21 protein-coding genes are annotated in these 22,914 nt (G+C 66.5%); 2 read left to right on the top strand and 19 right to left on the bottom strand.

Translation table 11 applies throughout. The annotated features are described in order from the left end of the window. Positions 1–137 precede the first annotated feature (137 nt). From MKW15_RS09910 to MKW15_RS09835, 16 genes are all read right to left on the bottom strand, one after another. Positions 138–995 carry an IclR family transcriptional regulator gene (locus MKW15_RS09910; protein WP_374246842.1) on the bottom strand — a complete coding sequence of 286 codons (858 nt, stop codon included), beginning with the start codon at positions 993–995 and terminating at the stop codon, positions 138–140. Then, positions 992–3,448: a GcvT family protein gene (locus MKW15_RS09905; RefSeq protein WP_240857437.1), complete on the bottom strand. Its 2,457-nt coding sequence runs from the start codon at positions 3,446–3,448 to the stop codon at positions 992–994. The genes MKW15_RS09910 and MKW15_RS09905 overlap by 4 nt, the downstream gene beginning before the upstream one ends. Positions 3,449–3,489: 41 nt before the next feature. Then, complete coding sequence (purU, locus tag MKW15_RS09900; protein WP_240857436.1) at positions 3,490–4,338, bottom strand: formyltetrahydrofolate deformylase; 849 nt, start codon at positions 4,336–4,338, stop codon at positions 3,490–3,492. 2 nt (positions 4,339–4,340) lie between these two features. Further along, positions 4,341–4,916 carry a sarcosine oxidase subunit gamma gene (locus MKW15_RS09895; RefSeq protein WP_240857435.1) on the bottom strand — a complete coding sequence of 192 codons (576 nt, stop codon included), beginning with the start codon at positions 4,914–4,916 and terminating at the stop codon, positions 4,341–4,343. Then, positions 4,909–7,914, bottom strand: a complete 3,006-nt coding sequence (locus tag MKW15_RS09890; RefSeq protein ID WP_240857434.1) for an FAD-dependent oxidoreductase — start codon at positions 7,912–7,914, stop codon at positions 4,909–4,911. Before MKW15_RS09890 ends, MKW15_RS09895 begins: the two co-directional genes overlap by 8 nt. After that, positions 7,911–8,183, bottom strand: coding sequence for a sarcosine oxidase subunit delta (locus tag MKW15_RS09885; protein ID WP_240857433.1), 273 nt, complete (start codon positions 8,181–8,183; stop codon positions 7,911–7,913). The genes MKW15_RS09890 and MKW15_RS09885 overlap by 4 nt, the downstream gene beginning before the upstream one ends. A 22-nt stretch (positions 8,184–8,205) precedes the next feature. Beyond that, entirely contained in the window at positions 8,206–9,417 is a 1,212-nt protein-coding gene (locus tag MKW15_RS09880; protein WP_240857432.1) for a sarcosine oxidase subunit beta family protein, read from the bottom strand. Positions 9,418–9,446: 29 nt separating this feature from the next. After that, a complete protein-coding gene (locus tag MKW15_RS09875) occupies positions 9,447–10,445 on the bottom strand; it encodes an FAD-binding oxidoreductase (RefSeq protein ID WP_240857474.1) in 999 nt (332 codons plus the stop codon). Between the two features lie 134 nt (positions 10,446–10,579). Beyond that, positions 10,580–11,890, bottom strand: coding sequence for an aromatic ring-hydroxylating oxygenase subunit alpha (locus tag MKW15_RS09870; protein ID WP_240857431.1), 1,311 nt, complete (start codon positions 11,888–11,890; stop codon positions 10,580–10,582). Positions 11,891–12,487: 597 nt separating this feature from the next. Next, entirely contained in the window at positions 12,488–13,219 is a 732-nt protein-coding gene (locus MKW15_RS09865) for an anti-sigma factor (RefSeq protein ID WP_240857430.1), read from the bottom strand. Next, positions 13,212–13,901: an ECF RNA polymerase sigma factor SigK gene (sigK, locus tag MKW15_RS09860; protein ID WP_240857429.1), complete on the bottom strand. Its 690-nt coding sequence runs from the start codon at positions 13,899–13,901 to the stop codon at positions 13,212–13,214. The genes MKW15_RS09865 and sigK overlap by 8 nt, the downstream gene beginning before the upstream one ends. Further along, on the bottom strand, positions 13,898–14,887 hold the full coding sequence (locus tag MKW15_RS09855) for a DUF1295 domain-containing protein (RefSeq protein WP_240857428.1): 990 nt from the start codon (positions 14,885–14,887) through the stop codon (positions 13,898–13,900). Before MKW15_RS09855 ends, sigK begins: the two co-directional genes overlap by 4 nt. Beyond that, positions 14,887–16,179: an SAM-dependent methyltransferase gene (locus MKW15_RS09850; protein WP_240857427.1), complete on the bottom strand. Its 1,293-nt coding sequence runs from the start codon at positions 16,177–16,179 to the stop codon at positions 14,887–14,889. Before MKW15_RS09850 ends, MKW15_RS09855 begins: the two co-directional genes overlap by 1 nt. Further along, positions 16,176–16,943: a DUF1365 domain-containing protein gene (locus MKW15_RS09845; RefSeq protein ID WP_240857426.1), complete on the bottom strand. Its 768-nt coding sequence runs from the start codon at positions 16,941–16,943 to the stop codon at positions 16,176–16,178. The genes MKW15_RS09850 and MKW15_RS09845 overlap by 4 nt, the downstream gene beginning before the upstream one ends. Further along, positions 16,940–18,265 (bottom strand): NAD(P)/FAD-dependent oxidoreductase, encoded by a 1,326-nt coding sequence (locus MKW15_RS09840; RefSeq protein ID WP_240857425.1) that lies wholly within the window; start codon positions 18,263–18,265, stop codon positions 16,940–16,942. The genes MKW15_RS09845 and MKW15_RS09840 overlap by 4 nt, the downstream gene beginning before the upstream one ends. A 45-nt stretch (positions 18,266–18,310) precedes the next feature. Beyond that, complete coding sequence (locus MKW15_RS09835; RefSeq protein ID WP_240857424.1) at positions 18,311–18,562, bottom strand: hypothetical protein; 252 nt, start codon at positions 18,560–18,562, stop codon at positions 18,311–18,313. A 50-nt stretch (positions 18,563–18,612) separates the two neighbouring features. On the opposite strand from MKW15_RS09835, the gene MKW15_RS09830 reads away from it, so the two are divergent. Beyond that, positions 18,613–19,008, top strand: coding sequence for a YccF domain-containing protein (locus MKW15_RS09830; protein WP_240857423.1), 396 nt, complete (start codon positions 18,613–18,615; stop codon positions 19,006–19,008). On the opposite strand, the gene MKW15_RS09825 is transcribed toward MKW15_RS09830, so the two are convergent. After that, positions 18,999–19,571 (bottom strand): TIGR03086 family metal-binding protein, encoded by a 573-nt coding sequence (locus MKW15_RS09825; RefSeq protein WP_240857422.1) that lies wholly within the window; start codon positions 19,569–19,571, stop codon positions 18,999–19,001. The two genes, MKW15_RS09830 and MKW15_RS09825, sit on opposite strands and share 10 nt — an antisense overlap. Before the next feature lie 34 nt (positions 19,572–19,605). Here MKW15_RS09825 and MKW15_RS09820 point away from each other — a divergent pair, with 34 nt between their 5' ends. Beyond that, the gene (locus MKW15_RS09820; RefSeq protein WP_240857421.1) at positions 19,606–20,445 is read left to right on the top strand and encodes an AraC family transcriptional regulator; all 840 of its coding nucleotides are present in this window, start codon (positions 19,606–19,608) and stop codon (positions 20,443–20,445) included. A 6-nt stretch (positions 20,446–20,451) separates the two neighbouring features. On the opposite strand, the gene MKW15_RS09815 is transcribed toward MKW15_RS09820, so the two are convergent. Together MKW15_RS09815 and MKW15_RS09810 are read right to left on the bottom strand one after the other, a co-directional pair. After that, entirely contained in the window at positions 20,452–21,021 is a 570-nt protein-coding gene (locus MKW15_RS09815; RefSeq protein ID WP_240857420.1) for a LemA family protein, read from the bottom strand. A gap of 41 nt (positions 21,022–21,062) precedes the next feature. Then, positions 21,063–22,856: a DUF2207 domain-containing protein gene (locus tag MKW15_RS09810; RefSeq protein WP_240857419.1), complete on the bottom strand. Its 1,794-nt coding sequence runs from the start codon at positions 22,854–22,856 to the stop codon at positions 21,063–21,065. Positions 22,857–22,914 lie beyond the last annotated feature (58 nt).

Raw genomic sequence — 22,914 nt, 5'->3', positions numbered from 1 at the left:
ATCCCGCTGACCTGCGGAAATGCGTCAGCGTCCTGCCCGCAAAATCTAGGGGAAGAAACTTCTTCCCCCAAGTTCCAAGTCCTCCCCGCGAAAATTGGTGGGGAGGACTCCAAGGATAGGGGAAGAAACTTCTTCCCCTAGATTGTGCGCGAGCCGTGATACCCGAACCGGGCGCTCAGTTCGGCGGCCGACCGCATGATGCTGTCGGCGAGGTCGGGGGCGTCGTCGGGGTCGAGGCGATAGCGCGGGCCGGAGACGCTCAGTGCAGACACCACGCGGCCGGCCTGGTCGCGCACGGGCGCGGCGACGGCGACGAGTCCCACCTCCAACTCCTCTTCGGCGATGGCCCAGCCGCGTTCGGTGATGGTCGCGAGGTCGGTCACCAGAGCGTCGAAATCGGTGATGGTGTGTTCGGTGTACTGCGGCAGTTTCCGTGGCAGCGTCTTGCGCAGTTCCGCGGCGGTCAGGGCGCTGAGCAACACCTTGCCCGACGACGTGGCGTGCGCCGGCGACGACTGTCCGACCCACGTCTGCAACGCGACGCTGGACGACCCCTGCGCCTCCACCACGTTGATCGCTTGCGGGCCGCCGAGCACCGCCAGGTTGGTCGTCTCCCCGGTCGTCATCGCCAGGGCGTCGCAGATGTCCTGACCGTGCCGCGCCAAGTCGAGCGTGGCCGTGGTGGACCCGGCGAGACGCACCACCGTGAATCCGATGCGGTACTTGCGGCTACCGGACAACTGCTCGACAAACCCGCGGGACTCGAGCGACGCCAGCAGGCGCGACACAGTCGATTTGTGTACGCCCAGCTCGACGGACAGCTCGGTGACGCCTGCCGAGCCGGCGCGTCCGATCAGTTCGAGCAACTGCAGCGCGCGGTCAACCGATTGGACGGCGCCGCCTGCGGACTTCTCGGAATCGGACGCATCAGACATGGCGAGACCCACACTACCGCGCCGGTTGACGAAGCCCGGGACCACGACCGGTTCGCTCATCGGCGGATGCGTTTCATCTCCGGATCCACCACCGGATCGGCCACGACGGTCGCACGGTAGGTGGTCTCCAGGTAGGCGACGTGGACCTCGGTTCCGTCGGAGACGTCCGACGGCAGCCATGCGAAGGCGAGACAGGCCCCGACAGTCGGCGACCAGCCCGCACTGGTCACATAGCCGACGACGTCGTCGCCGAAGGAGACCGGCTCCTTGCCCAGCACGACGGCGGCTGGATCGGCGAGACGCAGGGTGCGTAGCTGCGACGTCGAATCACGCTGCGGAAGTGCCTCTTTCCCGATGAAGGTGTCCTTCGACATGCGGACGGCGAAGTCGAGTCCGGCGGCCGACGGAGTGTGTTCGATGGTCATGTCGGTACCCGCCGAACGGTAGCCCTTCTCGATCCGCAAGCTGTTGAACGCGATTCGGCCGGCCGCGATGATGCCGTGCGGCGCACCGGCGTCGAAGATCAGATCCCACAGTGCGCGGCCGTATTCGGCCGACGTGTAGATCTCCCAACCCAGTTCGCCGACGTAGGACACCCGCATCAGCGTGACCGGAATCGACCCGATGGTGGTCGCGGCCGATCGGAAGTAGCGCAATCCGTCGTTGGTGAGATCGAGCGGTGTCAGCGGACCCAGCACAGTGCGAGCCAGCGGTCCCCACAGTCCGATACAGCAGGTGGCTCCGGTGATGTCGCGCAGGGAGACCGAACCGTCGTCGGGAAGATGGCGGCTGATCCAGTCGAAGTCGGTGGGACCGTTTGCGCCGACCTGGAAGGTCTGTTCACGAAGGCGCGCGACGGTCAGATCGGAACGCACACCACCCTTCTCGTCGAGCATCAGCGTGTACGTCACCGAACCGACCGACTTGTCGAGGTTGTTGGTGGTCAACCGTTGCAGCAGGTCGAGCGCGCCGGGTCCCGAGAGTTCGTAACGGGTCAGCGGCGTCATGTCGTAGGCGGCGACGTGACTGCGCGTCCACGCGGCCTCGGCCACCGCGATCGGCGACCAGTGTCGCGCCGACCACGCGTCCCGCGCGGGGATCTCCAGGCCATCTGCGATCAGCGAATCCAGCAGCGCACCATTGGATTCGAACCAGGCCGGGCGCTCCCACAGACCTGCCTCCCAGAACTGGGCACCGAGCGCGACCTGACGTTCGTAGAACGGACTGGTACGCACCTGCCGTGGCGCCTTGCGCTGGTCGTGCGGATGGATGACGTCGTACACCTCGACGAACGACTGGGAACTCGTCGTCAGGATGAAGTCGTCGGTGAGCGCGGCATCCTCGAAGCGGTACAGGTCGGTCTCGTGGACGTCGATGCCGGGCGTGCCGTCGACCATCCACTCGGCCATGGTCCGTGCGACGCCCGCCGAGTGGGTGACCCACACCGCTTCGGCGACCCAGAATCCGGACAGCTCACGGTGTTCGCCCATGACCGAGTGGCCGTCGGGGGTGAAGGAGAAGATGCCGTTGAAACCCTCCTCGACCTTGCCGTCGCCCAATTCGGGCAGCAGCGCCGCGCTCTGCAGCCACGCTTCCTCGAAATCGCCTGGCGTGAAAGCAAGTTTGGACGGCATCTCGTCGAGTGAGATCACCGCGTCGTAGTCGAGTGCACCGACGTCGGACGGCATCGGTCGGTGACCGTAGTAACCGATGCCGAGGCGATCGCCGTGCTCGCGGAAGTAGAGATCCTGGTCCTGGTGACGCAGGATCGGCAGCGACGCCTCGGCGAGCGGGGAGTTCACGCCCGCTCGGGAGGCGACCGGGGTGGTGATCGCGTACTGATGGGCCATCGGGACCAGCGGGATCGTCAGACCCACTCGCCTGCCGAACTCGCGGCCCCAGAATCCGGTGCAGCACACCACGATGTCGGCGTCGACGATGCCGGTGGTGGTGCGCACGCCACGAACGGCGCCGTTGGACTCGACCACCTCGACGACGTCTTGATGCGGTAGGAATCGGGCACCGCGAGCCATCGCCCGAGTGGCCTGTGCCTCGACGGCCCGCAGCGCCTTGGCCAGCCCGTCGCGGGGCGTGTGCAGGCCGCCGAGGATGGTGTCGGGGTCGATGAGCGGATGCAGCGCAACGCATTCCGCTGGATCGAGCAACTCGTGTTCGACGCCTCGCGAAGCCGCCCAACCGGCCTTGCGATGCAGGTCGGTCCAGCGTGCCTCGGTGGTGGCCACCTCCAGGCCGCCCACATGGTTGAAGCACCAGCCGTCCGGATGCTCCAGGGACGAGAACTTCTCGAGCGTGTAGGAGGCAAGCTCGGTCATGGTCTTCGACGGGTTGGTGGCGAAGACGAGGCCGGGGGCGTGAGAGGTCGAACCGCCGGTGGCGAACAGAGGACCGCGATCGAGGACGGTCACGTCCGTCCACCCGCGGGCGGTCAGTTCGTCGGCCAGTGACGACCCGACGATGCCGGCGCCGACGATGACGGCTTTCGGTGTGGTCATGAGGAATCCTTCTGGGGGATCGGGATCAACTGAAGACGGGATCAACAGAAGACGACGGTGCTGGTGCCGTTCATGAGGACGCGCCGCTCGGCGTGCCAGCGCACCGCGCGGGACAGGGCAAGTGCCTCGGCATCGCTTCCGACAGTTGCCAGTCGCCGCGGGTCGTGTGCGTGATCGATGCGGATCACTTCCTGCTCGATGATCGGTCCTTCGTCGAGATCCGGTGTCACGTAATGCGCGGTGGCGCCGACGTACTTGACGCCGCGTTCATGTGCCTGGTGATAGGGCTTGGCGCCCTTGAATCCCGGGAGGAACGAATGGTGAATGTTGATTACTCTTCCGCGTAGCGCCGAGCAGGTCTCGTCGGACAGGATCTGCATGTATCGGGCCAGCACCACCAGGTCGGCGTCGTATCGATCGACCAGGCTCAGCATCTCGGTCTCCGCGCTCGACTTGGTATCCGGTGCGACGGGTATGTGGTGGAACGGGAGGCCTGCGGATTCGGCCATCGGGGCGAGCTCGGTGTGATTGGATACCGCCCCGACCAGCTCGCCACCGAGAGTGCCTGCGCGCCAGCGGAAGATGAGATCATTGAGGCAGTGCCCGAGGGTGGACACCATCACCAGGATGCGCTGCGGACTGTTGTCACTGACCTCGTAGGCGGCGTCGAGCCCGGTCGCGAGGTAGTCGAAGGCGGCGGCGAGTTCCGCGCCGGTGGAGGTGCGCGCTGACGTGAATTCGGTTCGCACGAACAGGGTGTGGGTCACCGGGTCGTCGAACTGCCGGTGATCGATCACCTCGCAGCCGTGGCTGTAGAGAAAGGAACTGATGGCATGCATGATCCCGGCGCGGGACGGGCAGCGCAGTGTCAGTGTGAACACGTGAGACATGGTCAACTCCCGGGCGTCGGTAGTGGATGGACATACTCGTGGGCGGCGTCGACGAGCCACGCGGCGAGGTGCTCGGCAAACGAGCTGCGCACATAGAGCACAAACCGTTCGTGGTCTTCGCTGCGATGCAGAATGACTCCGGTCTGGGCGATCAGGGTCTGCGCCACCTCGTCGGGAGCGAAAGAGCGGGGAGACAGGTCGATGGAGCAACCGTGAGCGAGAATCGTTCTCGCATGAGCGCCGCCGAGTTCGACGCGTGTTCGCTGGCCCGAGACGTCGGAGACATAGCAGCTCGCTCCGGCACGACGCTCCACCTCGGCGAGCCACTCTGATGATGTCCGGTGTGTCGACGTCAACAGCCACTCGTCGGGCCCGAGCCACACAGCGGTTTCCGATCCGCGGCGATCACGTGTGATGCGGCAGACCCCGGGAAGTCCGAGCCGACTGATCGCCTCAGCGTCGTCGGTGCGCACACTGACTTGCGCGCAAGGGGTTTCGGCCAGCAGTACCGCCGGGGCGTGCGACGCGAACCGGTCGGCCCACGCGGTCAGCGGGGTGGCCATGGTGAGTTCATCCATCGCGGCGTTCTCCTTGCGCATCGACGAAAACTGTTGAGGTGACCTCGACTTCGCACAAGACATCGCCAATGGGGACGTCGAGGCGCTCACCGATCAAGGCCGATCCGCCCTGGAGGAGTGCGAGCGCGAACGGTCTTCCCAGTTCGGCGCTCTGGTAGCTCGACGTGACGTGACCCAGCATCGGAATCGGCGGTGGCGGCAATCTGCGGTCGTCGGAGTAGCCGATGATCTGCGACCCCTCCGGTAGCCGCGTGACCCGGTCGGTGGGGAGCAATCCGACGAGCTGCTTGCGGCGAGGGTCGTGGTTGGACGCGCGGGCGAACGAGCGCTTGCCGATGAAGTCGGGCTTGCGCTTCGACACCACCCAGGACATCCCGAGATCGTGCGGGCTGACCGTTCCATCGGTGTCTTGCCCGATGATCGGATAGCCCTTCTCGGCGCGCAGGACGTGCATCGTCTCGGTGCCGTATGGCGTGATCCCATGCGGCTCACCGGCGGTGATGAGTGCGTCCCACACGGCCCTGGCGTGGCCGGCATCCACGTTGACCTCGAAGGCGAGTTCGCCGGAGAAACTGATCCGAGCGATGCGAACGGGAACGCGACCGAAAGTGGTGTCGCGCCAGCCCATGAACTCGAAGGCGTCGTTGCTGACATCGAGCTGCGCGAAGACGGTCCCGACGACGTCGCGCGAACGAGGACCGACGACGGGGAAGGTGGCGACCTGGTCGGTCAGTGAGGTGGTGAAGACACGCAGGTGCGGCCATTCGGTTTGATGCCATTCCTCCATCCAGTCGAGGATGGCGGCCGCGTTTCCGGTGGTCGTGTAGACGGTGTAGCGATCGTCGGCGGCGCGGAGCACGGTACCGTCGTCGCGCACCATCCCGTCGGGGCCGCACATCACGCCGTAGCGGACCTTGCCGACGGCCAGACTGCTCATCATGTTGGTGTAGAGCAGGTCCAGGAAGACGCCGGCATCGGGCCCGGCGACGTCGATGACACCCAGGGTGGAGCCGTCGAGGATGCCGACTCCGCTTCGGACAGCGGCACATTCGCGCAGCACCGCGGAATCCATATCCTCCCCGCCGCGTGGATAGTAGCGGGGCCGCTTCCACTGACCGACGTCCTCGAAGACTGCACCCCGGTCGACATGCCACTCATGAACAGGTGTTCGGCGCACCGGATCGTAGAGCTCGCCGCGCGCACGACCGGCGAGAGCGGCGAAAGACGCCGGCGTGTACGGCGGTCGGAAGGTGGTGGTTCCCGCATCGCCGACGGGGATGCCGAGGAGTTCCGCGACGATACCCGAGGCGAGGACGCCCGATGTCTTGCCCTGGTCGTGTCCGGTCCCGATGGTGGTGTAGCGCTTCACATGCTCCACCGAACGCATACCGGCACCGATCGCGCGTGCGATGTCGGCGACGGTGGCGTCACGCTGCAGGTCGACGAACGACGTGGTCGCGGTGTCCGGATCTCCCGGGACGCGCCAGCAGACAGCGGTGGCCGCAGGGGTCCGTTCGTCGACGCGGGGGACCGCACGGAACTCGGGGAGCACCGTGCCCAACGAGAGCAGGGTTGCCAGCGCACCGCGCCGCCCGTCGGCGAGGCAACCCTGGACCGTAAGTAGACCCGCTGCAGCCCCGACGATCTCGGTGTTCGGTACAGATCCAGTGGGGACGAAGGCACCCAAGTGCTCGTCGAAGTCGATGGCACCACGCAGCTGGCTCCACAGGTGCGCGGCCGGATTCCATCCACCGCTGACCAGGAGCGTGTCGCAGTCGATGGTGAAGGACGCCTCGATTCCAGAGCTGGTGACATTCGGCCCGCTCGCTCCGCTCCCGGCGCCGGTGACATTCGGCCCGCTCGCTCCGCTCCCGGCGCCGGTGACATTCGGCCCGCTCGCTCCGCTCCCGGCGCCGGTGACATTCGGCCCGCTCGCTCCGCTCCCGGCGCCGGTGACATTCGGCCCGCTTGCTCCGCTCCCGGCGCCGGTGATCTCTGCGCCGACCACAGCATCGTCGCCGATGGCACGACGCACCACGGCGTCGGTGTGCAGCGGAATACCGAGTCGCCGCGCGGTTTCCACGAGATCGGCCGACACGACCGGCCGCACGTCGACGATGGCCGGCACCTCGACCCCGGCTTCGGCGAGCGCGAACGCAGCGTCGTAGGCGGAATCGCATGCGGTGAACACAACGGCGCGACTGCCGACCAGCACACCGTGCCGGCGGAGGTGGTCGAGAGCCGAACCGGCCAGCATCACGCCGGGAAGGTCGTTGTCGGCGAACACGATCGGACGCTCGTGCGAACCCGTGGCAACGATGATGCGTCGAGCCCGGATTCGGTGCACCCGCTGCCGGGACAGATGTGTCGGCGCATCGACACCGAAGTGGTCTGTGCGTCGTTCGACAGCAAGGACGAATCCGTCGTCGTAGCCACCGAATGCAGTGGTACGGACAAGTCGGCGCGTCTCGGGGAACGCGTCGAACTCCGCCACGGCGTGCTCGACCCACGGTGCCCACGGGGTGGCCCCGCCGGGTTCGGCCCGATCGTCGACGAGTAACACCTCGAGGCCCGCGCGAGCCGAGATGAGTGCAGCCATCAAACCCGCTGCGCCCGCGCCGATGACGAGGACGTCCGGATGGTGGTGCAGGGCATCGTAGCGGGCGTTGTCGGGATCGGCGGAGAGCGTGCCCCGACCCGGCACGCCGCGCGCCACGAGACCCGGACACAACTCGACCGTCGTGGCAGGAACCATCGGTTCGGCAAAAGGTGCGTCGATGCCGACCTGCGCTGTCGGGTCCTCGGCCCACGATCCGGTGATGCCACGAGGGCGGCCGAGGTTCACACTGGTGGTGACGGGGCGAATCCCGTTGGCCAGCAGCGCCGATGCCAGGGTGTCGCCGGCATACCCGGTGTAGGTGGTGCCGTCGAAGACGAAGTCGATCGGGCGGTCACGATCAATGCGGCCACCACTCGCGGTACGGAACTGGTTGCTCATTGGTTCACCTCGCGCGACGGGAGGGGACGGTCGGTGACGGCGTACGACACGGTGTCTCGCTCGACGGTGAACCACTGCCGGCACCCGGCGCTGTGGCACCACCGTTCACGCAGCACACCTTTGGGATTGGGGCGGAAGAACAGGTAGTGCGCCCAGGCTGTGTCGTCGAGCGCGGCAGGGTCGGCCGGATAGGCGATGCCCGCGGCGGCACCGTAATGGAACTCGGTCTCCTCGCGTGGTCCGCAGTGCGGGCAGGGGATCATCTGCATGGCTGGTGGTCTCCGTTTGGGATCAGTGTGCGACGGCGGCTGCGCCGTGTTCGTCGATGAGTGCGCCGGTGACGAAACGGTCGAGGGTGAAAGGTGCGTTGATCTCGTGTGGCCGACCGGTGGCGACGGTGTGCGCCATGCACCACCCCACACCCGGGGTGGCCTTGAATCCGCCTGTTCCCCAACCACAGTTGAGGTACACGTTGTCGAAGGGGGTGGCGCCGACGATCGGTGAGGCGTCGGGTGTGACGTCGACGATGCCACCCCAGGTCCGCAAGAGCCGGGCACGGCCGAAGATGGGGAACAACTCGACGGCGGCCGCCATCTGACGCTCGATGATGTGGAAGGCGCCGCGCTGGCCGTAGCCGTTGTACGAGTCCACGCCCGCTCCCATGACCAGTTCGCCCTTGTGTGCCTGGGACACATAGACATGAACCGCGTTGGACATGACGACCGTCGGGTGGACGGGTTCGAGCAGTTCGGAGACCAACGCCTGCAATGGATGGCTCTGCACGGGGACCGGGATGCCGAGTTGGTCGGTGAGTGTCGACGTGTGCCCGGCGGCGCACAGGGCGACGGTACCCGCTCCGATGCGCCCGAGGCTGGTCTCGACCGCGGTGACGCGTCCGCCGTCGGTGACGAACCCGGTGACCTCGCAATTCTGGATGATGTCGACACCGGCCTCGCTCGCCCGGCGCGCGAATCCCCAAGCGACATAGTCGTGCTTGGCGATACCACCACGTGGCTGGAAGGTCGCGCCCAGCACGGGGTAGCGGATGTCCTGCGAGGTGTTGACGATCGGACACACCTCGGCGACCTGCTTGGGATCGAGCCACTGCGCGTCTATTCCGTTGAGGCGGTTGGCTTCCACGCGTCGGACGCTATCGCGGACGTCCTGCTCGGTGTGCGCGAGATTGAGAACTCCGCGCTGGCTGAACAGGATCGGGTAGCCCAGTTCCTCCTCGAGTGTCTCCCACAGCTTCAGCGAGTGCTCGTAGATGCCGGCGCTCTCGTCCCACAGGTAGTTGGACCGGATGAGCGTCGTGTTGCGGGCCATGTTGCCGCCGGCCAGCCAACCACGTTCCAGCACTGCGACGTTGGTGATTCCGTGGTTGCGCGCCAAGTAGTGCGCGGTCGCGAGCCCGTGTCCTCCGCCGCCGACGATGACAACGTCGTAGGAGGGTTTGGGGTCGGGGTTGCGCCACAGGTGGCCGGGATGTTCGGGCTGTTGCATCGTCGTCCCTTTCACAAGTCGATCTCTCATCAGAAGTCGATCTCGACCGGGGAGAGTGGTTCGGAGCAGCAGAGCAGGATCTTGCCCTGTGAGATCTCACGGGCGCGGATTCCGCCCTGATGATTCATGACGACATCGCCGGACAACTTGACCACCTTGCACGATCCGCACAGACCCATGCCGCACGTCGACGGCAGGGTGACACCTGCCGCGGCCGCCGCGGCGAGGATCGTGGTGCCTGGAGTCACGGTGATACGTCGTGCGCGGCGGGTGAAGTCGACGACGACTCCGGCATCGTCGTCCGGCGGCACGGTGGGCATCCGGCTGCCGAAACTCTCCTCGTGGATGAGTGCGAGGTCGCCCCCGGCCGCAACGAGTGCGGAGCGGACGCCGCTGCGGAACTGTCCTGGTCCACAGAGGAATACGATGCGATCGGCAAGCTCGGGGCAGACACGTTCGATCATCGCGCGATCGACGCGGCCGCGATGACCTGTCCATTCCGGGAGCTCGTCGTCGGGCATGCGGGTGGCGGCGAACGCGAGAGTGAGGTTGGGATGCCGCTGTGCGAGGTCTTCGAGTTCGTCGCGGAACGGGATGTCGTCGACACTGCGCGCGCTGTGGACGAAGACGATGTCGGTGGGAGCGTTGGCGTCGGTGATGGCACGAACCATCGACATCACCGGTGTGATCCCGCTGCCCGCGGAGATGAAGAGGTACTTCTCGGCAGGACGGGCAGTGTAGGTGAACCGGCCCAGGGGGCCGCTGGCCGCGATCACCATCCCCGGTGCCATGTTGTCGTGCAGCCAGTTCGAGACATGGCCACCGGCAACACGTTTGACGGAGATGGACAAGGTACCCGGCCGCGTCGGCGGTGATGAGATGCTGTAGCAGCGCTGGACCGAACGTCCGTCGATGTCGAGGGTGAACGACAAGAACTGTCCCGGCTCGAAGGCAATCGTCTGCGAATCCTCCTCGCCGCCTTCCCCGTCCGCGATGTGTGGGAGAACCCGGAAAGTGAAGGTCGCCATCTCTCGGGTGGTGTCGCTGCGATCGACACAGGCAAGGAGATGATCGGTGGGTCGTGGCTTGTTCCCATTCGGCCCGCTCGCTTCGCTCCCGGCGCCGGTGACATTCGGCCCGCTCGCTTCGCTCCCGGCGCCGGTCACGCGGTCTGCCCCGTTGGCGCTGCAATGGAGGGTATTCCGAGGTTGGTGCGCAAAGTGGTGATGTACCAGTTGACGAATGCCTCGACCTGGAACTCGGACGGACCGTAGGGACCAGGCTCGTAGGCGGGGCTGCGGATGCCCTGCTGGGCAAGCGCAACGAGGTCGGCATCCTGCTGGTTGGTGATCTCCCACACGGAGGTCAGGCGATCGAGGTCGTAGTCGATGCCTTCCACCGCGTCGGCGTGCACCAGCCAGGTGGTGCGCACGACGGTCTTGTCCGCGGCGAGCGGGATCGCCGAGAACAGCACAGCGTGGTCACTCGTGACGTGCAACCACATGTTGGGCTGCAGGTGCATCGACAGCCGCCCGAGGCGCTTTTCGTCCATGTCGGTCAGCAGACGTGTACAGGCCGCCGTGCCGTCGAGTGTGAACGACTCTCCGGCGAGGTCCATGGCATCACGCTCGATGTGGAAACCCGTTGTGCGCGTGTCCAGCTGCTCGATGCGAGGGTGAGGAAGGCCGTAGGAATCCCACACCTCTCTCGCCTCCGCGGTGGCCTTCCGGTAGCGAGCGAAGACGGGTTCGAGTCGCGCGGGGATTGCGTCGTCGGTGCTGTAACCCCATGTCGGGAAGAAGACGTTGAGCAGTTCCGGATGCCCCGCGCAGTGGTAGCACTCACGGTTGTTCTCCATCGTGAGTTTCCAATTGCCGTCTTCGACGAGGTCGGTCTGCTTTGCGACCTTCGCCTCGGCGAGACGGTGCGGGGCAAGGTACGGCTCGACGATCTCGGCGACATCATCGATGTCGGTGGGCGGGTCCGCAGCCAGGCAGATGAAGATGAGGCCGGCGATCGATCGTACGTGGACCGAACGCAATGTGTAGCAGGACTTCTGGAAGCCCGGTGCCTGGGCCTCGGCGAACATCAGCCGGCCGTCCATCCCATAGGTCCAGGAGTGGTAGGTGCATACGATTGTGCCGGTCGAGCCACTCGGCTCGGTGAGCAGTCGGGCCCCGCGGTGACGACACACGTTGTGGTGCGCCTTGATTCGGCCGTCGTCGTCGCGGGCGATGATGACCGAACGGGTGCCGAAGTCGATGGTCACGTAGTCGCCCGGCTCGCGGATCTCGGCCTCGGTGGCGACGAAGATCCAGCGTTTGGAGAACACCTCGTCGAGATCGAGCGTGAAGAACTCGTCGTCGACGTAGAAGGGCGCGGGCAGACTCTGCCCGACGACCCGGTCGCGGATGAGGCGCTGGGTGGCTGGTGTGACGCTGCTGTCTGCACTCGAGACGAGGTGAGGGGTCATCGTGACAGCGGGTACCAATCTCTGTGACGGATGTTCGTGATTGACGGTGATCGGATCGGCGGCGGTCCAGTATGGGTAAGTTGCGTCATATGCAACAGATAGCGGTGTACGCAACAAGTGTGCGATCCGTGAGGTCACGTGTCAAGTGGGGCGTGCGAAGTGTCGCCGGTGCCGAATCGGAGAACGCGAGCGCTGGTGTTTGTGCAGCCCCGAAACGTGGTGAGTCTGCGTTGTCGTCTCACCGATTCGCCCGGGAAACTAGGGGACGAAGATTCGTCCCCTACCCTTGGTGTCTTCCCCCAGAAATTACTTGCGGAGGACTGTGAACCCCGGGGAAGAAAGTTCTTCCCCTAGATTTTTCGGCAGGACGCTGACGCATTTCCCCAGTTCACAGCGTCGCTCACCGAATCTCTCGAGTCAGCGTTGCTACGTCAGCGATCGTGGAGGTGGGAAGAGCGTGGTTGCCGAGGGCGACGCATTCAGATCGCGACCCGTCGGATGGCTGTACACCTCAACCCGACCACATGCATTGTGACTCGGCGCGCCTCCCAGGTACGGATTTCCGCAGTTCGCGCGGCGGTCACCAAGCTCGTCGGATCAGCTCAGCGGGAGTTGCGCGACGAACGGAGTCGTCGGACTGGCGGACCCGCCGGGCGGTTCGACGGTGAAGGCGAGCGCTGTCGCCGATTGCAGGTTCGGGATGACCGCGGTGGTGACCGGTTGGACGTCCTTCTCGGTCATGGTGCCGGCCGATCGTGCACCTTCGGGGCCGACCAGCCACATCTGGTACACGGTGCCGGGTTTGGGCGGTGGGACCGAATTCATGACCAGGACACCGGAATCAGTGCTGTGCGAGAAGTAGACGGTCGCGGTTCCGGTGGCGACAGCGCCGGCGGAGGACTGGACATCCTTGGCTGCGAACACCTGCTCGGGCCCGGGTGGCGGCGCGTCGTCGTCGGTCATCGAGTACCCGATCGCCCAGCCGACCGCACCGACCGCGATGGCGACCACCGCGGCTGCAGCCGAATAGATGATCCGTCGGCGCCGATTCGGCAGTGACACCACGTTCGACGTCTCGCTGGTCGCGGTTTCCTCACCCTCGGTCACCGACGAGAGGATTCGGTCGCGGAGCGTCGACGGAGGTGCGGTCGCGGTGACCGAACTGACCGAGGCCATCGCCTCCCTGGTGGCGCGGACCTGGCGCGCGAACTCGTCGCGCGTCGCGGGTGAGGCGTCGGCCAGTTGTGCTTCGACCTCGCGGAGCTCGTCGTCGGACAGCGCGTTGAGTCCGACCACGGGTGCTAGTTCGAGGAGCTCGTCGTCAGACATCACGATCTCCCAGACAGCGTCGCAGCCGGGTGAGACCGTCGCGAATGCGGCTCTTGACCGTCGGCAGCGCGACCGCGAGCCGCTCGGCGACCTCCCGATAGGTGAGTCCCTGGTAGTAGGCGAGGTCGACGGACTGGCGCTGCGTGTCGGTCAGCGAGTCCAGGCACCCCAGGACCGCCTCGGTGGTCTCGGCCGACCCGGCCGCCTCGCTCACCGTGTCGAAGGTGGATTCGTAGTTCTCCGCGCCATAGCGCGCCTCGCGCGCGGAACTGGCGGTCTCGCTGCGAACCCGGTCGACCGCGCGACGGTGCGCCAGGGTGAGAAGCCACGACAGCGGGGACCCGGCGTCGGGGGAGTAGGAATCCGCGGTGCGCCAGACCTGCAGAAACACCTCTTGGGTGGTCTCCTCGCTGTATCCGGGGTCGCGCAGTACGCGCAGCACCATTCCGTACACCCGGTCGCTCGTGGCGTCGTAGAAGTCCGCGAATGCCGCCTGATCCCGGGCTGCCACTCGCGCGAGCAGGCCGGCAAGCCTCGCCACCTCGGTGGAGGACTGTGCGGTCACGCGAGCGGGCCGAATCTCAACGCGGTCATCGAGGGTCACATTAGTGCGCCCGCCCGAGGCGCTCAACAACGCGGGCGCACCGACGACGCTCGAGAACAGACCCGGCGCGAGAATCATGGCGCTGCCGTGACCTTGCGCGGCGGCCGAGGCAAGAAGTACGACGTGCGTGCCTGGTACTCGGGATAGCCCGGTCGCTTGCTCATCGACTGCTCGAGGAGCCGTGCGCCGGTCGCGTACACGAGGAAGTACGTCATTGCGATCGGTGAGAGCAGGGTGAGCACGCCCGGCCACACCGACGCGGCGATGATCCACATGCCCCACCAGACGCACGCGTCGCCGAAGTAGTTGGGGTGGCGGGTCCACGACCACAGCCCGCGGTCCATGATGACGCCCTTGTTGGCGGGGTCGGATTTGAACCGCCGCAACTGCGCGTCGCCGATCGCCTCGAAACCGAACCCGCCGACCCAGAGCAGGGTCCCGACGACGGTCAGGACCGTGGCCAGGGTTCCGCCAGATCCCAGTACCGCCGACACCTGGATCGGCAACGAGACAAACCATTGCGATGCGCCCTGTGTCGCGAAGATCTTGCGCGCCACGATCCCGAGGCCGTTGCCGCCGGCTACATTCGGCCCGCTCGCTGCGTTCCCGGCGCCGGCTACATTCGGCCCGCTCGCTGCGTTCCCGGCGCCGGCCAAATTCGGCCCGCTCGCTGCGCTCCCGGCGCCGGCTACATTCGGCCCGCTCGCTGCGCTCCCGGCGCCGGCTACATTCGGCCCGCTCGCTGCGCTCCCGGCGCCGGCACGTTCGAGTAGCGCGGTATAGCGCGGGTCCTCGCCCCTACCGCGGGACTTGACGTGCATGTGCCAGGACAGGCGCAACCCCCAGACGGAGGTCAGGATCGCCAGCAGCCAGCGACGGGTGGCGTCGCCGTCACCGATGGCCACCGCGAGCCAGGCGACGCCGACGAAACCGAGTCCCCACACGACGTCGACGACGTTGTAGCGACCGATGCGATGGCCGATCAACATCGCCACGCCCTGGATCACCGCCAGCAGCAGGAGCGCGGCGACGGTCAGTACGAGAAACCCAGACCACCCGGACATCAGGACGGCTCCCGGGTGAAGACCAGCTGGTACACGTCGAGGTAGCCGGCGCGGAATCCGGCCTCGGAGTAGGCAAGATAGAACTGCCACATGCGCAGGAAGGTCTGGTCGAAGCCGAGGCGCAGCACGTCGTCGCTGTGGGCGAGGAAGCGTTCGCGCCACAGCCGTAACGTCTCCGCATAGTGCGGGCCGAGCGAGATCCCATGTGTCAGGCGAAGTTCCGTGTGACGACGTACGACGGCACGCAAGGCCGGTACGGAGGTCAGCTGGCCACCGGGGAAGATGTACTTGTGAATCCAGGTGTGCGTGTTGCGGGAGGCCATCATGCGGTCGTGCGGCATGGTGATGGCCTGAATGGCCACCCGACCACCCGGGGCGAGCACCGAATCGATGGTGGAAAAGTATGTGGACCAATACTTTTCGCCAACGGCCTCGATCATCTCCACGGAGACCACCGCGTCGTAACTTCCTTGCACATGGCGGTAGTCGAGGAGATCGATCTGCACCCGCTCGGACAAGCCGGCCACGGCGACGCGGCGACGCGCGAGGTCGCGCTGTTCACTCGACAGGGTCACCGATCGCACGGTGGCGCCACGTTGGGCGGCACGGATGCACAGTTCGCCCCAGCCGGTGCCGATCTCGAGGACGCGGGAGCCGGGCCCGACGCCCGCCAGGTCGAGGAGCCGATCGATCTTGCGGCGCTGCGCATCCGCGAGATCCGCCCACGCGGGCGGTGATTCGGGCGAGAGCTGGTCGAAGACGGCGCTGGAGTAGGTCATCGTCTCGTCAAGGAAGGTGGCGAACATCTCGTTGGAGAGGTCGTAGTGCCGCGCGATGTTGCTGCGCGTATTGGCGGTCGTGTTCTCCTCTGCCGCAGGATGTCTCGGCAACACCAGGGAGCGCAGTGGCTGCAGTGCGCGAGGAACCAGCCGGGCCGCACGGTTGGCGAATGGCGTCAGGACGCCGACCAGGTCGTCGGTGCTCCAATCGCCGGCCATGAACGCCTCGCCGAAACCGATCAGACCACCGGAGCCGAGCCGGCGCCAGAACTCGTCGGGCCTGCGCACGATCATCCGCGGCTGCAACTCGTCGGCGCGTCGTCCGCCGAGCGATCCGTCGGGATACTCTACGCGGATGTCGAGGGCATTCACATTGCGTCGGAACAGCATTGCGGCCGCGCGCGCTCGCACGCGCGACGAGATGCCGCCGGGAAGGGAGGCGACGTCCGGCCAGCGCGCGGCGTCGACGGATGGGGTCGGGTTGCCGCCGTGATTCTGGGTGGGGGTGCTCATCGGTTGACCTCCTCGAGGTGGACGGTGGTGGTTTCAGGATGTGTCGGCCGCGACGCGACGGGCAGCCGCCGCAACCAGAGTCGTATGCCGTGCAGTCGAATTCGTGCCGAGACCGCCAGCGGCGCGAGCGGCATTCGCAGCTGGGCGGCGACGATCGCCCGGCGGGTGGCCGGCGTCGCGCGACCGCGCAGAGTCGCGACGAACGGTCCCTGGCCTTCGCGCTGCAGGGTCACCGAGATCGACACCCGGCCCGACGCATCGGGTTCGGGGAGCGACAGCGTGTAATGCCCGTCGACCGGATGGAACGGCGACACGTAGAAACGCTTGTCGACGGTTGCGCGTCCGGCGGTGTCGGTGGCGACGATGTAGCAGTGTCGTTGGCCGTAGGTGTTGTGCACTTCGGCGACCACGTAGGCGAGTGAACCGTCGGCGCGATGGCACCAGAAGACACTCAGCGGATTGAACACATGCCCGGCGACGCGCGCCGCGAGCAACGCGGTGACCCGGCCGTCGACCGGCTCGACACCCGCGTCGCGCACGTGACGGTCGAGCCGATCACGCAGGGAAGCACCGGGAGTCGGTGGTTCGGGGAAGTGGTCGTCGGGGACGAAGCGGGCAAATGGACGCAGATGGCGCGGCAGCTGCGGCAAGTCGTCGATGTCGACGAACCAGGTGTAACTGCGGTAGGTGAAGGCGTGCCGGATCGGCGTCCGACGAGTGTGGCCGATCGTGCAGGGGACTATTGATGAGCTCGAGAGGGTCATGCCATCACCCGTCGAGTCACATCGGGACCCCAGGTCACGCCCAGTCGAGCGGCGGCACGTGCACCGGAGGCGGCGCCGTCCTCGTGGAAGCCCCAACCGTGATAGGCCCCCGCGAACACGATGGTGTCGGAGTCGATCTGGGGGAGAAGCGCCTGAGCGGCAACGGATTCGGTGGTGTACAGCGGATGCTCGTAGGTCATCTCCGCGCGAATCTGGGTGGGGTCGATCAGATCGGTACGGCCCAGGGTGACGAGCATCCGCGAGTCTGTCGTCGGCAACCGCATCAGTCGCGTCAGGTCGTAGGTCACCGCGACCTCGTCGCCGTCGGAACGGATCTGGTAGTTCCACGACGCCCAGGCCCGACGCGCGCGGGGCATGAGCGATGTATCCGTGTGCAGCGCAGCCGGTTTGGGCAGGTAAGTGATGTCGCCGAGAACCTTGCGTCGTAGCGGGGTCGCGTCGGCGAGCATGCCCAGCGCCTGGTGCGGGTGAGTTGCGATCACCACCGCGTCGAACCTCGACGGGCCCGCGCCGTCGTCGGCGGTCACCTCGACCCCACCGTCGGACTCGGTGACGCGGGTGACCGGTGCGTTGGTGCGGACGTCGCCGCCGCGCGAGCCGATCTCGTCGGCGACGGCGGACACGTAGCTGATCGACCCGCCGACCACCGTCCGCCACTGCGGCGAACCGAACACCGAGAGCATGCCGTGGTGGTCGAGAAAGGTGAACAGGTAGCGCGCCGGATATCTGGCGGCACGGGCCTCATCACACGACCACACGGCAGCAACCAGCGGGTTCAGGAAGTTGTCGCGAAAGTACGACGAGAAGCCCTGTTGCTCGGCGAACTCGGCGAGCGCGATGTCACGGCCGGAGTCGTCGGGCTCGTCGAGCAGCGTTCGCGCCGCCCGATGGAACCGCTTCACCTCCGCGAGCATCAGCAGATACCGTGGCCGGGTCACGTTCCGCGCGGTGGGGAACAGGCCCGACACACCGAGCGCGCCGGCGTACTCCAGGCCGGTGATCCGCGACGACACCGACATCGACATGTCGGTCGGCTGGGTCGCGACGCGGAGTTCGTCGAACAGCCGCAGCAGGGTCGGGTAGGTGCGGTCGTTGTGGACGATGAAGCCGGAGTCCACCGGGACCGTCGCGCCCGACGGCATCGTCACCGCGTGGGTGTGGGCATGACCGCCGAGCCGGTCGTCGGACTCGTAGAGGGTGACGCGAGCGGTCGAGGACAGGACATGTGCCGCCGTCAGACCCGCGACGCCGCTGCCGATGACGGCGATCGATCGTGGGCCGGGCTCACCGGTGAGTGTCATGCCAGGTATTCGGACCCCGAACCCCTGGTGGATGGGTGATCGGAGTCACGGAATCCAGCCATTTCGGCGTGGGTACCGCGCCCGCAGATGACTGTAGAGATAGGTGCTGACGAGCAGGGCGGCGGCGCTCGCGACCGCGGGCCAGAGGAAGTCGTTGTCGATCGAGGAGCGGATCGACGCGACCGCCCAGCCGATCGCGAGGAGCACGAGGGCGATGGTGGCGAGGATCCGGACGACCAGGGTGAGCGTGGTCAGGATCGCCCAGGCCACCTCGCGTCCCCGTCCCGGTCCTGGCATCTCCACAGCATATCGACGCCTGGGAGACGTTTCCGGGGGAGAATGCGGGCATGCGAACAATTCTGAATGTGATCTGGCTGATCCTGTGCGGTATCTGGCTGGCCATTGGCTATGTGCTGGCCGGCATCGTGTGCTTCATCCTGATCATCACGATCCCGTTCGGGATCGCGTCCTTCCGGATGGCGAACTACGCACTCTGGCCGTTCGGGCGCACTGTCGTGCGCAAGCCCGGTGCCGGTGCGATGTCGCTGATCGGCAACATCATCTGGATCGTGGTGGCCGGTTGGTGGCTCGCCATCGCCCACATCACGGCCGGAATTCTGATGTGCATCACCATCATCGGGATTCCGCTGGGGATCGCCAGCTTCAAGATGGTGCCGATCTCGCTGTTGCCGCTCGGTGCCGAGATCGTGCCCTCCGACTCGCCCGAGGCCGCCTACCGCTGATCGCTGCGTCGACCGAGACGTGCGAGGAGCCGGGTCTGACGGTCGGCGTCGTCGGGGATATCGATGCGTTCACACACGCCCTCGCTGTAGAGGGCGTCGCCGAATCCGTCGGCGGCGGTCTCCATCTGCGTGAGTTCGTCGTCGGTGAATCGAAGGTCGAGACCTGCGGCGGACGCGACATCCCAGCGGTGGGCGATCATGTCGAAACCGTAGAACCTCAGCAGTGTTTCGCCGACGGTCGTCGGGCCGAAGTGGCCGTCGAAGGTCAACTCGGCGACCTGCGGGTCGGCCAGGACGCTCTCGACTTTCTCGCGATGTGCGCGCCAGGCCGACGCGGGATCGTCGAGGTCGGGCGAGGCACCGAGGTCGACGTCGTGGCCGCCGAAGAAGTCGCGCTGCGTGCCGATGACGTGGCCGACGACGTCGCGGACGGTCCAGCCCGGGCACGGCGACGCGGCCGCCCATGCGTCGGCGTCGACGGTGTCGAGGACGGCGCCGAGACCCGTCGCGAGTTCGGCGTACTGGTCGGCGATGGTTGGTGTGGTGTCAGTGGAAGTGGTCATGATGTCAGTCAACAGCGAGTGAGGTGGTCCGGGATTGAACATTCGCGACAGATCCGACCGAGACGGCCTCGACGACGTCGAACGAGCTCATCTCGTCGACCCCGCCGACACCTCGTTCCAGATCGGTCGTTGGGGTCCGACGCCTGACCTGGCCGAGGTGATCCGCCGATTCTGGGTGCCGGTCTGGTCGGTGCCGGCCGGCGGCGACGCACCGCAGCGGGTCCTGCAGTATCCCGTCTGTCTCATGGTGGTGAGCAGCGAGTACGCCCGGTTCTACGGAGTGGCGACCGGTCTGAGTGAGACGACGCTGACCGGACAGGGGTGGGCCGTCGGTGTGATGCTCACGCCGGCGGCCGGTGGTCTGGTTCTCGACGGCCCGGTGGACGTATGGACCGACCGGCACGCCGAACTCTCGGAGGTGTTCGGTGAGCGAGGTGCGGAACTGGCGGACCGGGTGCGCACGACGATGGCCACCGATCCCACCGAGGAGAGCACCCAGCGCGCGGCCACCGGTGTGGTCGAGGACTGGTTGCGTCCGATCCTCCCGCTCGACGACGACGGGCGTCTGATCAACGAGATCGTCGACTACGTGGAGAACGATTCGACGGTGGTCGCTATCGGTCAGATCTGTGCACGATTCCATCTCACCGAACGAAGTCTGCAACGGTTGACCCGACGCCGACTGGGGTTGACGCCGAAGTGGCTGATCCAGCGTCGTCGGCTGCACGAGGCGGCCGGTCGGCTTCGGGTGGCCGATGGCACGCTGGCCACCCTTGCCGCCGAACTCGGCTACGCCGACGAGGCACACCTGGTGCGGGACTTCCGCACGGTCACCGGCCTGACGCCGCGCGAGTTCACTGCCCGATTCACCTGAGAGAGTTCAGAACTGGACCTGCGGCGGAGCCTGCTGGCCCTCGGGTGCCCGGTAGAAGTCGCGGTTGCCGACCTTCGCGATCCCGGTGAAGAACATCCACGGGATGGTCTGCACCAGGCTGTTCAGCCGGGCGACGGCGTCGTTGTAGAACTGCCGGGCGAACGACAGCTTGTTCTCGGTGTCCGACAGTTCGTTCTGCAACTGGATGAAGTTCGACGACGCCTTGAGGTCGGGGTAGTTCTCGGCGACGGCGAAGAGTCGGCCGAGCGCCTGGCCGAGTGCGCCGTCGGCAGCGGCCTTCTGTTCGACAGTCCCGTTCTGTGCGGCTTGGGCGACCCCCGCTCGTGCGGCCGTGACCTCTTCGAAGACGCCGCGCTCGTGGGCTGCGTACCCCTTCACCGTGTTGACGAGGTTCGGGATCAGGTCGGCGCGCCGGGTCAGCTGGACGTCGATGCCGCCGAGTGCTTCCTGCGCCGCGATGTCGGCGCGGCGCAGCTTGTTGAAACCGACCATGGCAAACACGGCCAAAAGTACGACGATCACCACGATGATGACTATCAGGATGAGTGCGGTCATTCTTCACTTGCCTTTCGCATAGGTACTTCCATGATCTCGGGTCACCAGGAACCTCCTCCGCCGCCACCACCACCGCCGGAGAATCCACCGCCGCCACCGCCCGAGGAGGACGACGACTGGGTGGCCGAATACGCCGACAACGACGACGACAGGCTGGACTCGAAACTGTCGAAACCGCTCGCGTCGCCGAAGAACCCGTGCGTGGTGCTGCTCGAGGTGGGAACGAACCACACCGGTACCGGAGGTTCGGAGCCCGTCGCGATCCGGTACTTCTTGGCCCACGCATCGGCACAATCGAAGGCGACGGCATAGGGGATGTAATCGGTGTAGAGCTCACGCCGGGCGCTGAAGTCGAGACGTTCCTGATTCGACGTCGTCGAGATCAGACGCTCGAATCCGCCTGCGCGGGACCAGATGTCACGTCCGAGCAAGGTGCGTCGTGTTCCGACGCCTGCCGCGTACAGTCCTGCGCCGCCGATGGCGAAGGCGGCGATCGGCAGGACGAGCAACGAGAACGGCAACCATTGGAAGAAGAACAGCACCGCGGCCACCACGAGTGCCAGCGCGACCAGTGCGCGACCGGTCCATTCGAATCTGCTGGTGTTGATGGCGCCGCTCTCCGCCGCCCACTTCGACGTCGCGGACGCCAGCGCTCCGGTGGCCGCCTGCAGCTTCTCGCCGGCGTCGACCGAGCCGTCGGTGGTGAAACTGCGTCCGGCCTCTCCCGTCAGGTACAGCGCCCCCGCTGCCGCCCGAGACGGCGCGTCGATCTGTTGCCACGCACTGCTGTCGACGAGGGAGGTGACCGTCCACTCGGTGCCGTCGCGGTCGAGGCGGACGTATCCACGATCCGCCAGGTAGAGCAACGTCGCGACGAGTGCCCGTTTCGGCATCCGCTCGCGCGTGACGAAATACGACTGCACCGGACCGAGGTACCCACCGGGCCGCTGCGGATCGGTGGGTGGCTCGTACATCACCGGCAGAAGCGGCGTCGACTCGCGGCTGCGCAGCACCCACGCGACGCCGATCCCGAAGGTCAGTAGCGACAGCAGCGCCAGCACGATGGCCACCCACAGCGATCTGCCCAGGATGGGGTCGAAGAACACGGGCCATGCGGTGGCGTCTCGCTCCGGTGCGGCCGACGGCAGGTCGGCGCGGAAGGTCACCCCGGTGTTGGGGTGGAGCGCGCCGGTGGTCACCGTGAACTGCGTCGGGCCGGATCTCGTGATGGTGCAGGCCGTGCCGTCCCTCGTGCGGCATGCGGTGGCCAGCGGTGCCTCCGGGAGGTCGACGACGGTCTCTGATCGGGCGATGGCCATGCGCCAGCCGTCGGGCACGACGCGCCACAAGAACCGAGACGTGTCGCCGCCGCTCCAACTCCCTGCCGTCATGTCCTCGGCGCTGCTCGGTGCGATCGCTCCGGCGATCTCGTAGGTGATCACATAGGTGTGGATGCCGGGCGTGAGATACCTGTCCGGATCCCCGATCTTGGCGACGCGGAACCGCTTTCCCGATTCCCAGCTGAAGTCCACCGGCACCGAACCGTCGTCGAGCGCCACGGTGATGTTCTCGGGGATGTAGCGAACATGCGAGTCGGCTGAGTCGGTGACGTCCCAGAACCGGAAGATCCCGTGCCGGGATGCCGGGAAGTCCGCGGTGATCGTCTCGCGGGCGGTGAGCCTGCCGTCGGCGGCGACGCGGTATTCGGCGCGGTACTCGGTGATGCTGACGGGGTCGACTCCCGAACCGGCGTCGTCGTCGACGTCGATCAACGGGATCGCCAGGCCGATGAGCGCGAGCACCGCGACGGCGACCGACATCAGTACACGCTTCATCCACGGAAGCCTAGTGGTGTGTCTCCAACGCCGGAGACTGGTCACGTATTTTCCGAGA

Source organism: Gordonia gummivorans, from assembly GCF_022513585.1.
Taxonomy (GTDB): Bacteria; Actinomycetota; Actinomycetes; order Mycobacteriales; family Mycobacteriaceae; genus Gordonia.
Note: the sequence above shows the minus strand (reverse complement) of the source record. Positions and strands in the feature narration are given on the sequence as shown.

Coding starts and splice junctions, on each gene's coding strand:
- MKW15_RS09890 (WP_240857434.1), bottom strand. CDS start 7,914: ATGAGCAACCAGTTCCGTACCGCGAGTGGTGGCCGCATTGATCGTGAC.
- MKW15_RS09885 (WP_240857433.1), bottom strand. CDS start 8,183: ATGCAGATGATCCCCTGCCCGCACTGCGGACCACGCGAGGAGACCGAG.
- MKW15_RS09810 (WP_240857419.1), bottom strand. CDS start 22,856: ATGAAGCGTGTACTGATGTCGGTCGCCGTCGCGGTGCTCGCGCTCATC.
- MKW15_RS09905 (WP_240857437.1), bottom strand. CDS start 3,448: ATGACCACACCGAAAGCCGTCATCGTCGGCGCCGGCATCGTCGGGTCG.
- MKW15_RS09855 (WP_240857428.1), bottom strand. CDS start 14,887: ATGTCCGGGTGGTCTGGGTTTCTCGTACTGACCGTCGCCGCGCTCCTG.
- purU (WP_240857436.1), bottom strand. CDS start 4,338: ATGTCTCACGTGTTCACACTGACACTGCGCTGCCCGTCCCGCGCCGGG.
- MKW15_RS09850 (WP_240857427.1), bottom strand. CDS start 16,179: ATGAGCACCCCCACCCAGAATCACGGCGGCAACCCGACCCCATCCGTC.
- MKW15_RS09830 (WP_240857423.1), top strand. CDS start 18,613: ATGCGAACAATTCTGAATGTGATCTGGCTGATCCTGTGCGGTATCTGG.
- MKW15_RS09825 (WP_240857422.1), bottom strand. CDS start 19,571: ATGACCACTTCCACTGACACCACACCAACCATCGCCGACCAGTACGCC.
- MKW15_RS09845 (WP_240857426.1), bottom strand. CDS start 16,943: ATGACCCTCTCGAGCTCATCAATAGTCCCCTGCACGATCGGCCACACT.
- MKW15_RS09910 (WP_374246842.1), bottom strand. CDS start 995: ATGAGCGAACCGGTCGTGGTCCCGGGCTTCGTCAACCGGCGCGGTAGT.
- MKW15_RS09880 (WP_240857432.1), bottom strand. CDS start 9,417: ATGCAACAGCCCGAACATCCCGGCCACCTGTGGCGCAACCCCGACCCC.
- MKW15_RS09865 (WP_240857430.1), bottom strand. CDS start 13,219: ATGTCTGACGACGAGCTCCTCGAACTAGCACCCGTGGTCGGACTCAAC.
- MKW15_RS09840 (WP_240857425.1), bottom strand. CDS start 18,265: ATGACACTCACCGGTGAGCCCGGCCCACGATCGATCGCCGTCATCGGC.
- MKW15_RS09815 (WP_240857420.1), bottom strand. CDS start 21,021: ATGACCGCACTCATCCTGATAGTCATCATCGTGGTGATCGTCGTACTT.
- MKW15_RS09875 (WP_240857474.1), bottom strand. CDS start 10,445: ATGGCGACCTTCACTTTCCGGGTTCTCCCACACATCGCGGACGGGGAA.
- sigK (WP_240857429.1), bottom strand. CDS start 13,901: ATGATTCTCGCGCCGGGTCTGTTCTCGAGCGTCGTCGGTGCGCCCGCG.
- MKW15_RS09895 (WP_240857435.1), bottom strand. CDS start 4,916: ATGGATGAACTCACCATGGCCACCCCGCTGACCGCGTGGGCCGACCGG.
- MKW15_RS09835 (WP_240857424.1), bottom strand. CDS start 18,562: ATGCCAGGACCGGGACGGGGACGCGAGGTGGCCTGGGCGATCCTGACC.
- MKW15_RS09870 (WP_240857431.1), bottom strand. CDS start 11,890: ATGACCCCTCACCTCGTCTCGAGTGCAGACAGCAGCGTCACACCAGCC.